The organism is Aeromonas sp. S12(2024), from assembly GCF_041402305.1.
GTDB classification, from domain to species: Bacteria; Pseudomonadota; Gammaproteobacteria; order Enterobacterales; family Aeromonadaceae; genus Aeromonas; species Aeromonas veronii.
In genome coordinates, this window is the sequence record NZ_JBGLRB010000006.1 from 1 (window position 1) to 14,457 (window position 14,457).

The window sequence follows — 14,457 nt, forward strand, 5'->3', positions numbered from 1 at the left end:
GGGGTGAAATGCTCGATGACGGATGGGTATGACTGTTACCAGAATGCGTTGGCGGAGCGGGTGAACGGGATTTTGAAAGGAGAGTTATTGTTGCAAAGCCCGCAGGATTTGGCGCAAGCGCGGGAAATGGTGCGTGAAGCGGTGGATATTTACAACGCGGAGCGGCCGCATCATGCGTTGAAATACAGAACCCCCGATGCGGTACATAGGGGATTCTGAGTAGAAAAATGCTAGTTGAAAATGTGTAAACCTATTTCAGGACTAGACATGCGTGCAGCGGCTGGCCATCACTTGCCGACCAGCCTGATCAGTTTGTCCAGCTCACGCTGGGCCTCCAGCATCCGGGTCTGGGACTCCTCCAGCCTGGCCTGCCGCTTGGCAATCTTCTCAGGTTTGCCACTGACTCTCGCCTCCTGCAGTTCAAGCAGACGCTCATCCACCTCGCCACGCAGTTTGTTAACCCGCTCTTTCTGCTCCTTGAGCAGACCTTCATCAGTACAGTTGGCCTTGATATTGCGCGCTGCCTGTTCGAGCCCGGCAATCTGCCCGGCATTGTTGTGTGCTTTGGCAAACACCAGCTGGTCGTTGACGGCCTGCAGACGAGCCTTGCAACCGACCGCCTCACTGCCAAAGGCCTGACCCGCCAATAGCAGCAAGCCAGCTCCCAATACTTTCCACATCTCGATTCATCCGCTCTTGTTTGCGAGCTGACCATAAAAACCTCGATCGGCAGCAGGGTCAAGCAAGCGGGAAAAAGGTGCGACAGAAGTTGTGCAACATCACGCAATTGGCACCCTGTTGGTTCTACAATGGCGCTCTTTCCAATCGGGAGTCTGTTATGAATCAACAAATTGTGGTCATTGCCAACGGTGCCCCCTACGGCAGCGAATCCCTGTTCAACGCCCTGCGTCTCGCTATCGCCCTCAACGAACAGGGTGGTGCCAGCCTCAAGTTGTTCCTGATGTCCGATGCGGTGAGTGCAGCACTGGCCGGTCAGGCACCGGCCGAAGGGTACAACCTGCGCCAGATGCTGGAGATCCTGCTGGCACAAGGCGTCACCATTCGCCTGTGCAAGACCTGCACCGATGCCCGTGGCATCACCGCCCTGCCGCTGATCGAGGGCATTGAGGTCGGCACCCTGCCGATGCTGGCCCAATGGACCCTGGCGGCCGACAAGGTGCTGACCTTCTGAACCATAAGGGGCTGGCCAGCGGCGAAGTCAGCCCGGTTAGCCTATCACCGACTCCTGCCGGGCACTTCGCCGACCATGATGTCGGGCGCCAGCTTCATAAAGCGCAAAAATCGCCACACAAAGCAGCGCCATCAGCACATAGAGCAACTGCCCGCTCCACTGCTCGAGGATCCAGCCTCCCAGCAGGGCGCCGGCAGCCCCTCCCAACCCAGCCAGTGCGCTGGCACCAAAGTAGCTCCCCTTGAGGTGGGTGGGGGCCATCTGGTCGATCAGCACGTTGAGCAGGGGGAACAGGATGGTCTCGCCGATGCTGAGCAACAGCACGGCGCCAAACCAGTGGCTGCGCACCATCGGGTCCCCCAGCGCGAAGAGCAGCTGGGCCGCCAGAAAGAGCGCCATGCCGATATGAAGCCGCACCCGCACCGGCCAGCGTGACAACAACCGCAGCAGCGGAAACTGCAGCAGCACCACGGTCAGTGCATTGGTCGCCACCAGCAGGGCAACCAGCTCGGCCACCTGCGGCATCCCGGCCCGGGTCAGGTACTGCACCAGCGGCGAGTGAAACTGGGAGTAGACCAGCACCATCAGGAGATTGGCCATCACCAGCAGCAGGAAGGCGCGATCCGCCAGCAACACCTTGATGGCATCCCGCAGTCCGGGGCCAGCAGCACCCGGCTTGCCTGTGCTGCCAGCCCGGCGAAATCCCCAGCCAAAGGCCAGCGCCAGCAGCAAATAGCTCACCACCAGAAACAGGAAGGTCTCCTGCTGGGCGTTAATCCCGAGGGTCACCCCGAGCAGCGGCCCCAACGCCGCCCCCAGGTTGAGCAGAAAATAGCGCAGGTGCAATGCCAACTCCCGCGCCTTGGCCGAGGCCAGACTGTCGGCCATCAGCGCCTTGCCGGGGGCATCGATGAGCCCCGACGAGAGGCCGCTGCCCATCACCCCGACCCCAAGCCAGAACACCGCATGGGAGAAGCCGAGCAGGCCGAAACAGAGCATCGCCACCAGACAACCGGCCAGCAGTATGCTGCGCCGCCCGAAGCGATCAGAGAGCCAGCCGCCGTAAAAACTGACCAGGGTAGAGAGGGCCATTGAGCCACCCAGCAACAGGCCAATGAAGGTGGCCGAAAGGTCATACTCCCGATAGAGCAGAATGGAGAGGAAGGGCCACACCATGTAGTAGCTGGTACGCACCATAAAGGTGCCCAGAATGACGATCCAGACCAGCGGGGTAAATTGCCTGAAGGTGCTCCATGACATCGCTATGCTCCATGCCCCGCAGCTCTTACCACAAGATCCTGTCATAAACGGGGAAAGCATTCAGTTGTAACAGAGGGCCTCAATAGAAACAACCCTCGCTCACCGACAAGGTGCAACCGGATGCAAAAAGGCCAGCCGATGGGCGTCGACTGGCCTTTTTATCGCGGGATTTCCCCTCTGGCTAACGCCAGAGGGCCAGGCTTAGCGCCAGGGGCTCTGCTGCCACAGCTGCCCTAATCCCGCTTCGAGCGCCTGCGCACCCTGCTGCCCCAGCTTCTGGGTCAGACTTTTAGGCTTGCGATAGCTGATGCCGATCACCTTGTGGTGGCTGGCCTGCGCCAGCAGATAGTCATCACTGGTGCAGAGGGTATCCACCAATCCCAGCCCCTTGGCCTGACTCGCCAGCCAGTGCTCGCCGGTCGTGACCTGATCGATATCGAGTTGCGGGCGGTGTTCGGCCACAAAGGCCTTGAAGCGCTCGTGGATCGCCGCCAGCTCCTCGCGAAACTTCTCGCGCCCCAGATCGTCGTTCTCGCCGAACATGGTGATGGTGCGCTTGTACTGACCGGCGGTGTGCATCTCGAATTCGATATCGTGCTTTTTCAACAACTTGTTGAAGTTCGGCAGCTGGGCGATCACCCCGATGGATCCGACGATGGCAAAGGGGGCAGCCAGGATCTTGTCCGCCACACAGGCCATCATGTAGCCACCGCTCGCCGCCACCTTGTCGATAGCCACGGTGAGCTTGATGTCACGATCGCGCAACCGCTGCAGCTGGGAAGCGGCCAACCCGTAGCCATGCACCACGCCGCCACCGGATTCGAGCCGCAGCAGCACCTCGTCGCCGGGCTGGGCCACGCCAATCACCGCGCTCACCTCCTCGCGCAGGGAGGCCACCTCTTTGGCATCCATGCTGCCGTTGAAATCGAGTACGAACAGGCGACTGCGCTCATCACCGGCCTTGGCGCGCTTTTTCTGCTCCTCTTTCTGCAGCTTTTCCAGCACCTTGCGCTCGGTCTTGCTGGCGAGCGCGCTCTTGAGCGCAAACTGCCCCTGCTCCAGCTCGCTCGAGAGATCGGTCACCACCAGCTCACCCTTGCGCGCTTTCGGCTGGCGAGTGCTGACGATCATCAGGATGATGGCGCCGATGGCCAGCAGGAAGGTCACTGTCTTGGCCAGAAACAGGCCATATTCGGTCAGAAATGTCACGATGGACTCCAGAATGGATCGGTTTTCGTCACATTCTAGGGAGTTTGGCGAATGCGCGCAAAAAATCGCAGCCAGTGTCCGGAAAAACCAACCCGAGCATCACAACCTCTCTATTTTCTTCACATTTTTCTTGCCGCTGGCTGGTCAAACAGGCGCGCGGATCAGTACACTTGGCGCCGATTGCCATGCACTTATGGCCGGAATTTGTTAACAGGAGTTGTCATGCTCGATTATCAGGCACCCCGCGATCTGCTCAAGGATAAAGTCATTCTGGTCACAGGTGCTGGCGACGGGATCGGCCGCGAAGCCGCCCTCACCTACGCCGCTCACGGTGCAACCGTGATCCTGCTCGGCCGCACCAGCGCCAAACTCGAAGCCGTGTATGACCAGATTGAAGCGGCCGGTTATCCGCTGCCCGCCATCGTGCCGGTGGATCTGAAAGGGGCCACCGCCGCCCACTACCGCGGCATGGCCGAAACCTTCGCCCAGCAGTTTGGCCGCCTCGATGGCGTGCTGTTCAATGCCGGTCTGCTCGGCACCCTCTCTCCGTTTGAACATATTCAGGAGAAGGAGTGGGATGAGGTGATGCAGGTCAACGTCAAATCGGAATTCCTGCTGACCCAGGCGCTACTGCCGCTGCTGCGCCAGACCGCCAAGACGCAGGGCGATGCATCCATCGTCTACACCTCCTCCAGCGTGGGACGCAAGGGGCGCGCCTACTGGGGCACCTATGCCATCTCCAAATTTGCCATCGAGGGGATGATGGAAGTGCTGGCCGACGAGCTTGAGAACACAGGTGTGCGGGTCAATACCCTAAACCCGGGCGGTACCCGTACCAAGATGCGCGCCAGCGCCTTCCCGGCGGAAGATCCCATGAACCTCAAGACTCCGGCCGACCTGATGCCGCTCTACCTCTACCTGATGGGGTCGGACAGCCGTGGCAAAACCGGCCAGACCTTCGTGGCTCAGCCAAAATAAACAAGTTGCGTGGCCCAGCCCAAATAAATCAATAAAATACCCAGAGTGTTGTGCGGCAGGGGTTAAATTGAATAGGGGGCACAGGCTCCCTGTTCGAACCACTGACCATCCTATCTCCAATCAGGTTGAACTATGTTTCGTCCCAAGAGCACGTTTGAGCAATGGCGGATCTTTCAGGCGGTGGTCGACTGCGGCGGCTACGCCCAGGCGGCCGAGGCGCTGAACAAGAGCCAGTCCTCCCTCAATCATGCGGTTGCAAAGTTGCAGCAGAGTCTGGGGGTGCCCTTGCTGGAGGTGCGCGGCCGCAAGGCGGTGCTGACGCCGGCGGGCGAGATCTTCCTCAAGCGGGCCCGTCAGTTGAGCCAGCAGGTGGAGGAGCTGGAGAATCTGGCCAACAACCTGGAGCGACAATGGGAGCCGCAGATCAACCTCTATGTCTCGGCGCTGCAGCCAAGGGATCGCCTCTATCGGGCGCTGGCCAGCTTCTATCCCCGCAGCCGGGGTTGCCGGGTCAACCTGCACGAACGCATTCACTGCCACTTCAACGCCCTGCAACCGGGGGATCTGATGCTCTCCGAGCACCTGCCCGGCGATCGCACCGGCCTGTTGCTGGACGAGGTGTGCCTGCTGCCCCTCTGCGCCGCCAGCCATCCGCTGGCGCAAGAGGAGGGGCCCATCCGCAGCGATGTGCTGACCGGCCACAACCAGATCAGCCTTCATCCCCCCATTCACCGCTCGGTGGACTGGAACGATGCGGATGACACCGGCTGGAAGGCGACCCACTACCACGAAGTGCTCGCCATGCTGCGCCTTGGCCTCGGCTATGCCTGGCTGCCGCGCCATCTGGTTGAGCGAGAGCTGGCGGAAGGGTCGCTCATACAGCTGGATCTGGATAGCGGCAACGAGCGCCACCTCTACACCTACCTGCTGACCCTCTCCCCCGAATCTCTCGGCCCAGCGACCGAGCTGCTGCTGCGCTGCCTGCGCAACGAGTATCAGGGCGAATCATCGCCGCTCCCGCACACCCAGCCCCAGCCCCAACACGGTAAATAACAGCCACATCACCCCGTCAGACGTTGGGCACCCGCCAGCTGGCGGCCAGTGCCACCAGTGCCAATCCCAACGCCACCATAAAGACCCCGTGGAAACTCCACACCTCCGCCACCACACCGGCGATGGCCCCTGCCATGATGGAACCGGTGCGGATGCTGTTGGCAAACAGGGTAGTCGCCACCCCGGCTCGCCCCGGCATCAGATCCTGAAAGTAAGACATGCCGATCCCCGCCACGATACCGATGAAGATGGCGTTGAACAGCTGCAAAGCGATCAGGGCGTATTGGTCGGTGAGGGTCACCAGACCTGTGTAAAAGGCCGCGCCAGCCAGCACCGCCAGCAGCATCATGGGGCGCTTGCCAAAACGGGCCGTGTAATAACCCGCCAGCAGCATGAAGGGGATCTCCAGCGCCGCCGCCGTGCCCATCAGGATACCGGCAAGCTTCTCATCCATCCCGAGCTCTCGGGTGATATAGAGCGGCATATTGATGAGGTACATGCTGTTACAGGTCCACATCAGGGTGGAGGCGATAAAGAGCGCCCGCACCGCCGGATCCCGCCAGCTGCTGACCCGCTCTGTCTCTTCAGCCATCTTGGGCAAAGGCAGCGAGGGCAGCCAGCGCCACACCACCAGGGCGCAGAGCAGGTAGGCCAGTGCCGAGGCCAAGTACATCAGCTCGAAGCCGTAGCCGATGGCCAGCGCGAAGGCGATGGGCGGGCCTATGACCCAGGCCAGCGAAAACTGGGCCCGCATCACCGAGCTGAACATGTCCGCCCGCTTGTTGCGGCTGTCCGAATACTCCCGCGCCAGCGCAAACAGCTGGGGGCTGGCCGTGGCCGCCAGCGCCGCCAGCATGACCCCCAGACTCGCCAACAGCCAGTAGTTGCGGTTCCAGGCAAACAACAAGGAGAGCGCCACCCCGGCAAAGCAGCAGCGCAGGATCAGTCGCTTGCGCTCCCCCTTGTTGTCGGAGCGATGGCCCAGCCACTGGCTGACCAGAATGCCCACCACCGCATTGATGGTATAGAAGAGCCCGACCAGAAAGGGGCGCACCTGTACCTCTTCGGCCAGAAACAGACTTAAGGTAGGCACCTGCAGTGCCACCGCGACGCCGGTCATAAAGGTCACGGCAAGAAATGAAAGAGAGACGGGATCCGGGCGTTTGACCGCCGCTATCGACAAGCTCATAGGGTTACCACTGATTGGAGGGACAATACGGGCTAACGGGCGGCAGCCGTATGAAAATTCGGCGCCTATCTTATGTCACTATCAAGAGCGGGCTCAAGGATGGCATAAGCAGGTGTGCGCCTTGCGAGGGAGGCCGCGACCCCGTAGAGTGAAAGCCCATCCTGCCAGCACAAGGAGTTCGCATGTTTGATTTTGATCAGGAAGTAGACCGCAGTGGCACCATGAGCCTGAAATGGGACAAGTACAAGGGTCAGGATGTGCTGCCCATGTGGGTTGCCGATACCGACTTTGTCTCCCCCCCGTCCGTGATCGAGGCGTTGACCAAACGGGTCGCCCACGGCATTTTCGGCTATTCACGCCCCTCGCCGCGCCTGATCGAACTCATTATCGAACGGATGGCGACCCGCTATGGCTGGGCGATCGAGCCCGAATGGCTGGTATTCCTGCCCGGCGTGGTGCCGGGGCTCAACCTTGCCTGCAAGGCATGGAGCCAGCATGGCCGCGGTATCATCACCCCCAAGCCGGTCTACTACCCCTTCCTGCAGGCGCCGGGCTTCAATGATCGTCCCCTGCTCACCGTGCCGATGGTTGAAGAAGCCGGTCGTTGGGTGCTGGATCTGGCAGAGCTGGAGCGTCAGGCTCCCGCCGCAGATCTGCTGCTGCTCTGCAACCCCCACAACCCGGGCGGCACCATCTTCACCCGTGACGAGCTGCTGGCCATCGATGCCATCGCCGCGCGCCACAATCTGGTGATCTGCTCCGATGAAATCCACTGCGATCTGCTGCTGGATAAAAACGCCCGTCACATTCCCTACGGCGCCATCAGTGCACAAGCAGCCGAGCGCTGCGCGGTGATGATGGCCCCGAGCAAGACCTTCAATATCGCTGGTCTCTGTTGCTCCTTCGCCATTATCCCCAACGCCCGTCTGCGCTTCAGGCTGCAACAGGCGATGCGCGGCATCAGCGCCGACGTCAACCTGCTGGGCTTTATCGCCGCCGAAGCGGCCTATGAGGGTGGCGAACAGTGGCTGAGCGAGCAACTCGACTATCTGGCGGCCAATCTGGCCCTGATCCAGCAGGCGGTGGCCCGCTGGCCCGGCGTCAAGCTGGCCAGTCATCAGGCGACGTATCTGGCCTGGATCGATGTGAGCGCACTTGGCCTTGCCGATCCCATTGCCTTCTTCGAGCAGGCTGGCGTTGGTCTCTCCCCCGGCGCCCAGTTTGGCGACGGCCAGTTCGTGCGGCTCAACTTCGGCTGCACCAGGGCACTACTGACCGACGCGCTAGCGCGGATGGAGCGGGCAATCCTCAACCATGGTAAGCCCTGATCAGCCAGCAACGGGATGGGCAAGCCCCATCCCTTTTTCACTGTGTCATCAGCCAGCGGTCAACTCAGTAACGGTCAATTATGTCTCTACGGATCTTGCATCACCTTCTGCTTCCCCTCTGTGCACTCTCTGCGCTGCTCCCCTTTGGCAGCCAGGCGCTGACTATCGGAACGGGCCCGCTCAACGGGGTCTACTACCCGACCGGTGGCGCCATCTGCCGGGTGCTCAATGCCGGCCATGCCCTGCATGGGGACAGCTGCACCGTGCAGAGCACCCGTGGCTCGATGGCCAACCTCAAGGCACTCGACAAGGGGGACGTACAGCTGGCGCTGGTTCAATCCGATGTGTTGCACCACGCCCTGCACGGCACCGGCCCCTTCAGCGGGCAGGGGGCCAACAATGAGCTGCGCAGCCTGTTTCGCCTCTATCAGGAGTCGTTGACCCTGCTGGCCGCACCCAATAGCGGCATCACCACCCTGGCAGATATCGAAGGGAAGCGGGTCTATCCCGGCAACAAGGGCGCCGGTGAGCAGATCACCAGCCAGGCCCTGATGGCAGCCATGGGATGGCAACCCGGGCAGTTTGCTGCCTATCAGCTCAAGTCGGAGAGCGAACCGCTGGAAGGGCTGTGCGATGGCTCGCTGGATGCCGCTTTTGTGGTTGCCGGTCACCCCAGTCTGGCGGTCGGCGATCTGATCAGCCGCTGCAAGGTGCGCCTCATTCCCATCGAAGGGGAGCAGATAGACACGCTGCTCAAACAACACCCCTACTACCAGCGCAGCCGCATCGCCGCCAACCTCTATCCGGGACAGACCACCGCCATCAACAACATCGGGATGAGTGCCGAACTGGTGGCGCTGGCCAGCCTGCCGGACCCCATCGTCCGTACCGTGCGCGATACCCTGCTGGCCCGGGTCAAACAGTTCAGTCGGCTGCATCCTGCCCTGAGCAAGGTGACGCCCGAGCAGTTGCAGGCGCAAACCGAGCTGCCCCTCCATGCGGGGATGTCGGATCGACCGCCAGCCCCCTTGCCACTGACCCCCGAGCAGTTAACCGCGGAACAGCTGACGCCGGAGCCGTTAACACCAGCACCATCGGCCTCGGAGGCGGCGCCCACGACAGAGCCGGTGAGTGCCACCAGCGGGGCGACTACGCCCCCTGACGCGACCGCCACCAGCAGTGCCGCAGTGGCAACAGAAGCCACAGAGGTTAATCCCTTGCCCGAAGAGGCACTTGAGGTCACCCCCGAGCTCACTGCTACGCCGACCACAGAGGGGGAAATAGTTGCTCCCTCTGCCGCAGCGTCAACGGTTCCATCACCATCAGCTGCCGTTTCGACTCAGTTGCCGCAAAGCGCCTCTGCGGCAACTGCGCCGCAAGAGCAGGCAATCCAGCCTGCCAGCAGCGCGGTGACTGGCGAAACCCCGCAGCAGGATAAAACCGACACGCCTCCCGCCCCTGCCACCAGCGCAGCCACACAGCTGCAACCCTGAGTGGTCAGCTCCCACAAATGCATCAGGGCAGCCTCGGCTGCCCTGATTGTTTACGCGCGTTCGATAGTGACGCAATTGATGGCGGCACAGTCACCCCGATAGTCCTGCTCACCTTGCCGTATCGCTACGGCTCCATCACCCGGGTCAGATAGGGGTTGGGCTTCTGGATCTCCTCCTCCACCCAGTGCAGCAACTGCTTGATGGCCCGCGACAACACCTGATTCTGGCGCACCACGTAGCCCAGACTGGTACCGGGAAAGTCGCCGAGGCTGGTGACCGGCGCGGTGAGGTTGAGGCGCGGATGCAGGGAGAAGTCCGGCACGATGGCGACACCAAAGCCCGCCTCGGCCCAATCGAGCTGGGCGTCCACGCTGCCCACCTCCATGATGCGGCAAGGGGGGAGCGCCAGCAGCGGCAGGGACGGGTCGATCAGCGCCCGGGTGCGAGTGTCGTGACCGAGCAGGATCAGGGTCGGCTCGTCGAGGGGGTCGCTCTCCCCCGCCACCGCCCGTGCCTGCCAGCGGGCAAGGCCGTGGCCCAGCGCGCACCAGGTTACCTGTTGCAGCTCGGTATAGAAGAGCGGCTCGCTGCGCTTTTGCGCCATGACAAAACCCAGATCCGCCTTGCCCGCCTTGACCAGCTCGGCCGCCTGATCCGAAGTGGTGTTGAACAAAGTAAGGTCGATGCCAGGGAACTCCCGCTTGAAGCGCTGGAACGGCTGGATCAGCAGCAGGCGGGAGATGATGTCGCTGGCGGCGATGGCCAGCGTCCCCTGACTGAGCTGGTTGAGGGCATTGAGATCGGACTGGCAGAGCTGCAACTCGGCAATGGTGCGCTCGGCACTTTGCAGCAGCCGCTCTCCTGCCTGAGTCAGGCGAAACGGGCTGCGCTCGATCAGCCGCACCCGGGTCGCCTGCTCCAACCGCTTGATATGCAGGCTGACATTGGGCTGGGTCATGTGCAGCTCGGTGGCGGTCTGGCCAAAATGTTGCAATCGGGCCAGGGTGACAAAGGTTTGCAGCCAGTGAATATCCAGCATAAGAGTCCCTCAACCCGCGAGATGCGGGGCTTGCCAGGCAAAATCGGACGGTTTGCCGCTTAATTGGCCATAATTATATGGTTCTCTTATCGGAATTATAAAGATAATTAATTTTTCTAATCCGCATCAGGCTCCTAGGATGGACGCCTAACGTCTTAGGAGAAAGAGTCATGTCGTCTATCGTAGTCGTAGGTGCTAACTGGGGTGATGAAGGCAAAGGCCGCATCGTGGATTATCTGGCAGGTCAAGCTGGCGCCAGCATTCGCTTCCAGGGCGGCAACAACGCTGGCCACACCGTGGTCAACGACCTTGGCACCTTCAAGCTGCACCAGGTTCCGAGTGGCGTATTCAACCCAGATTGCCTGGTTGTCCTCGGCCCGGGCATGGTGATCAGCCCCGAGAAACTGACCGTCGAGCTCGACGAAGTCAAAGCCTCCGGCGTGACTCCGAAGCTGGCCATCTCTGACCGCGCAACCCTCTGCCTGCCGCTGCACGCACTGGAAGATACCCTGGAAGAGCAACGTCTGGGTGACGGCGCCTATGGCTCCACCCGTCAGGGCATCGCCCCTGCCTACGGCGATCGCGTGATGAAAAAAGCGATCCTGGTTGGCTGGCTGAAACAGCCGGACGTGCTGGTCGAGCGCATCCAGTTCATGCTGGACTGGAAACTGCCGCAGATGAAGGCTATCTACCCCTCTTTCGAATTCACCCAGACTGCCCAGGAGATGGCTGACTGGCTGCTGGAAGTCTCTGCCCCCTGGATCGACGCAGTGTGCAACGTCAGCATGCCGCTCAAAGCGCTGCAGGCAGAAGGCAAGACCCTGCTGTTCGAAGCGCAGTTGGGCGCTGGCCGTGACCTGATCTACGGCGAATACCCCTGGGTGACCTCCTCCCACGTATCTGGCGCCTACGCCGGTATCGGTGGCGGTCTGCCGGGTCTGCGCCCGGAGCGCGTCATCGCTGTGGCCAAGGCATTCAGCTCCTCTGTCGGTACCGGCACCCTGCTGACCGCCATGGAGAACCAGGACGAGTTCCGCAAGATCACCAACGAGTTCGGTGCCACCACCGGCCGTCCCCGTGATGTCGGTTACTTCGACGCCGTCGCCACCAAGAACGGTGTCGAGCTGCAAGCCGCCACCGAAGTGGCACTGACCAAGCTGGACTGCCTGACCGGTCTGCCGGATCTGAAGATCTGCGTGGCCTACGAAGGTGCCCACACCGAGAACCCGATTTGGCCGCAAACCGCTGCCCTGAAGCCGGTTTACGAGCAGATGGAAAGCTGGAGCGAAGACATCACCGGCTGCCGCACCTTCGAAGAGCTGCCCAAAGCGGCCCAGCAGTACGTGCTGCGTATCGAAGAGCTGCTCGGCGTACCGGTTCCGATGGTTTCCGTCGGCCCGGGCCGTGACGAGATGATCCTGCGCTAAGCCGCACCTCTCATCGTCAAACAAAAAACCGGCATCCCTGATGCCGGTTTTTTTATGGCTGCCGTTTACCTTCTTGCAATAAAACCACCAAAAGGCTCAATTAACTCAACAATCGACCTCACATTGAGCCGTTCTGCAATAACATTCTACCCTGCCCTCGTTAAAGTGAACCCGTTACCACACGAGGAGTCACCCGATGAAATTGCTCAAACAGAGTGCCCTGTTGCCACTGCTCTGCCTGACGGCCATGCCGGCCTTTGCCATGACCCTGAAGAGCACGGACATTCACGAAGGCCAGTTGATGGACAAACAGTTCAGCTTCAACGGCTTTGGCTGCAGCGGCGACAACCACTCGCCCCAACTGAGCTGGCAGGATCTGCCGGCAGGCACCAAGAGTGTTGCCATCACCGCCTATGACCCAGATGCCCCCACCGGCAGCGGTTGGTGGCACTGGCTGGTGGTGAACCTGCCTGCCACCCAGAGCGAGCTGGCCAGCAATGCCTCAGGCAAGCTCAAGCAGGGATTGGAAATCCGCACCGACTTTGGCAGCCAGGGTTACGGCGGCCCCTGCCCGCCCGCAGGTCACGGCATGCACCGCTATCAGTTCACCGCCTGGGCCCTGCCCCATGATCTCGAGGTGAAGGCCGATACCCCGCCCGCTATGGTAGGCTACATGCTCAACAGCATGGCGCTCGGCAAGGCCACCCTGACCGCCACCTTCGTCACCCCCTAGGAGCCAACCGGATGAGCACTCCCCTGCTGCAACAGAGCCACTATCTCGGGATCCGCCAGCAGCCCCTGCACCGGGTGCTCATCTATGCCCCGACCCTCATCTGGGTCACCCAGGGGAGCAAGCAACTATGGTGGCGCGAGCAGCGTCTGTCGTTTGACAGGGAGCGGTGGCTGCTGATCCCGGCAGGCCACCAGCTCACCTTCGTCAATCAACCTGATCAGGGCAAGTTTCGCTCCCACGCCATCACGCTGCTGACCCCACCACCGCCGGAGTGGCTGGCCGAGTCAGCCCCTTCCCACGCCGATCTGGAGGAACACGCCGTCAAGGTCACCCCCGGGCTCGCCTTCTGCTTTGAACTCATCAGCACCATGGCCGAACGGGGACTGAGCGAAGCAACACAGGCCGAACTGCTGCGCGGCTTCTATGCCGAGCTGCGGGCCGCCAACGCCCTCGGGTTACTCTTTCCCGCCAGCACCATGACCCTCGCAGAGCGGCTGGCACGCTACCTGGCGGTGGAACCCGGCATCGACCACACCCTGGAGGCAGTGGCCCCCCACTTCTCCATGAGCCGCGCCTCCATGGTGCGCAAGCTGGCCGCCGAAGGTCGCAGCTTTCGCCAGTTGCTGGCTCAGGTGCGCATGAGCCACGCCCTCAACCTGTTGCAACAGGGCTTGACCCCGCTGGAGGTTGCCCTCGCCTGCGGTTATGACTCCCCCAGCCGCTTTGCCGCCCGCTTCAAACAGGAGTTCGGCCTGACGCCCCACCAATACCTGCACACCTGCCCATCCACCCTGCTCAGTCACGCCAGATAGTCGATAAGTAACTTCTCTGAAGAGAGTGACTGCCAGCAGTTGTGTATCCTTGGGCTGCGCAATGGATGGCAACATCCATAATGCAAAAGGCCTCCGGATGGAGGCCTTTCTGTTTTCACTCAAGTTGCACTCATACAATACCTGCCACGCTGCGGGTACGGGCTAGTCTTAGCCGGTCGTGAGCGGCAAAGAGAGGCGTTTGGCCAGTGCCTGGAAGTGCTGGCTCACCTCAGCCCCGAACAGGGGGTCGCCAATGGCGCGGTTCTGCCAGTTTTGCTCCAGATGACGCCAGTCATCCTCGGTCAGGGAGTCACGCAGATGGGGGAAGATCACCCCCTCTTCATAGTTCATGTGTGCCTCTTGCAGCTCCACGAAGCGCTCCAGCTTGGTAGTGAACTGATCGAGGGGGATCACCGCATCCATCAGGATCATCTCCACCATCTCCTTGAGATCGGCCCCGGCCTCCAGCAGCTTGACGTGCTCCTCCTGCAGGCGGTTGGCGACCTCACCCTCCACCACCCGATATTTCAGGTAGTAGTCATAGATGAGGTCTTCCTTGGGATGGTGGTACTTGTCAGAGACCTCCCGCAGGTAGTCGATGACATCGCGCACCAGAAAATAGCTGATGGGCTCTTCGGCACGGATGGCTGCCAGCTTGTGCTTGAGCAGCTCCAAAAGTCGGGCGATGTTGAGATGGTCCTTGTGCAGACTGGATAACATGGGCACTCCTTGGCTCTGAATAAA

The 14,457-nt window shown here is 61.3% G+C and carries 15 protein-coding genes; 9 read left to right on the forward strand and 6 right to left on the reverse strand.

The annotated features are described in order from the left end of the window. Positions 1 to 219: integrase core domain-containing protein (locus tag ACB035_RS07495; RefSeq protein WP_245132026.1), on the forward strand; the 219-nt coding region annotated here is incomplete at its 5' end. A gap of 68 nt (positions 220 to 287) precedes the next feature. Here the strand turns inward: ACB035_RS07495 and ACB035_RS07500 are convergent. After that, a complete protein-coding gene (locus ACB035_RS07500) occupies positions 288 to 680 on the reverse strand; it encodes a DUF1090 domain-containing protein (protein ID WP_005334898.1) in 393 nt (130 codons plus the stop codon). 158 nt (positions 681 to 838) lie between these two features. Between ACB035_RS07500 and ACB035_RS07505 the strand changes: the two genes are divergently transcribed. Then, positions 839 to 1,192: a DsrE/DsrF/TusD sulfur relay family protein gene (locus ACB035_RS07505; RefSeq protein ID WP_005334901.1), complete on the forward strand. Its 354-nt coding sequence runs from the start codon at positions 839 to 841 to the stop codon at positions 1,190 to 1,192. A gap of 36 nt (positions 1,193 to 1,228) precedes the next feature. Here the strand turns inward: ACB035_RS07505 and ACB035_RS07510 are convergent, their stop codons facing one another. Beyond that, positions 1,229 to 2,452: an MFS transporter gene (locus ACB035_RS07510; protein WP_136501367.1), complete on the reverse strand. Its 1,224-nt coding sequence runs from the start codon at positions 2,450 to 2,452 to the stop codon at positions 1,229 to 1,231. Positions 2,453 to 2,653: 201 nt separating this feature from the next. After that, positions 2,654 to 3,661, reverse strand: a complete 1,008-nt coding sequence (gene sohB, locus ACB035_RS07515) for a protease SohB (protein WP_371166989.1) — start codon at positions 3,659 to 3,661, stop codon at positions 2,654 to 2,656. A gap of 222 nt (positions 3,662 to 3,883) precedes the next feature. Between sohB and ACB035_RS07520 the strand changes: the two genes are divergently transcribed. Beyond that, entirely contained in the window at positions 3,884 to 4,639 is a 756-nt protein-coding gene (locus tag ACB035_RS07520) for a YciK family oxidoreductase (RefSeq protein WP_040069067.1), read from the forward strand. 132 nt (positions 4,640 to 4,771) lie between these two features. Beyond that, positions 4,772 to 5,692: a LysR family transcriptional regulator gene (locus ACB035_RS07525; RefSeq protein ID WP_371166990.1), complete on the forward strand. Its 921-nt coding sequence runs from the start codon at positions 4,772 to 4,774 to the stop codon at positions 5,690 to 5,692. Between the two features lie 16 nt (positions 5,693 to 5,708). Here the strand turns inward: ACB035_RS07525 and ACB035_RS07530 are convergent, their stop codons facing one another. Then, positions 5,709 to 6,881, reverse strand: coding sequence for an MFS transporter (locus ACB035_RS07530; protein WP_371166991.1), 1,173 nt, complete (start codon positions 6,879 to 6,881; stop codon positions 5,709 to 5,711). Between the two features lie 182 nt (positions 6,882 to 7,063). Here ACB035_RS07530 and ACB035_RS07535 point away from each other — a divergent pair, with 182 nt between their 5' ends. Further along, positions 7,064 to 8,209 (forward strand): MalY/PatB family protein, encoded by a 1,146-nt coding sequence (locus ACB035_RS07535; RefSeq protein WP_371166992.1) that lies wholly within the window; start codon positions 7,064 to 7,066, stop codon positions 8,207 to 8,209. A gap of 80 nt (positions 8,210 to 8,289) precedes the next feature. Then, positions 8,290 to 9,702 carry a TAXI family TRAP transporter solute-binding subunit gene (locus tag ACB035_RS07540; RefSeq protein WP_371166993.1) on the forward strand — a complete coding sequence of 471 codons (1,413 nt, stop codon included), beginning with the start codon at positions 8,290 to 8,292 and terminating at the stop codon, positions 9,700 to 9,702. A gap of 124 nt (positions 9,703 to 9,826) precedes the next feature. On the opposite strand, the gene ACB035_RS07545 is transcribed toward ACB035_RS07540, so the two are convergent. Then, complete coding sequence (locus ACB035_RS07545) at positions 9,827 to 10,741, reverse strand: LysR family transcriptional regulator (protein WP_005353868.1); 915 nt, start codon at positions 10,739 to 10,741, stop codon at positions 9,827 to 9,829. Positions 10,742 to 10,911: 170 nt separating this feature from the next. Here ACB035_RS07545 and ACB035_RS07550 point away from each other — a divergent pair, with 170 nt between their 5' ends. The 3 genes from ACB035_RS07550 (at position 10,912) to ACB035_RS07560 (ending at position 13,713) form a co-directional block, all read left to right on the forward strand. Next, a complete protein-coding gene (locus tag ACB035_RS07550; protein WP_005334922.1) occupies positions 10,912 to 12,168 on the forward strand; it encodes an adenylosuccinate synthetase in 1,257 nt (418 codons plus the stop codon). Positions 12,169 to 12,364: 196 nt separating this feature from the next. Then, positions 12,365 to 12,901, forward strand: coding sequence for a YbhB/YbcL family Raf kinase inhibitor-like protein (locus tag ACB035_RS07555; RefSeq protein WP_005353872.1), 537 nt, complete (start codon positions 12,365 to 12,367; stop codon positions 12,899 to 12,901). Between the two features lie 11 nt (positions 12,902 to 12,912). Then, positions 12,913 to 13,713 (forward strand): helix-turn-helix transcriptional regulator, encoded by an 801-nt coding sequence (locus ACB035_RS07560; protein WP_371166994.1) that lies wholly within the window; start codon positions 12,913 to 12,915, stop codon positions 13,711 to 13,713. Positions 13,714 to 13,881: 168 nt separating this feature from the next. On the opposite strand, the gene ACB035_RS07565 is transcribed toward ACB035_RS07560, so the two are convergent. Further along, a complete protein-coding gene (locus tag ACB035_RS07565; RefSeq protein WP_005353878.1) occupies positions 13,882 to 14,433 on the reverse strand; it encodes a hemerythrin domain-containing protein in 552 nt (183 codons plus the stop codon). Positions 14,434 to 14,457: the final 24 nt, after the last annotated feature.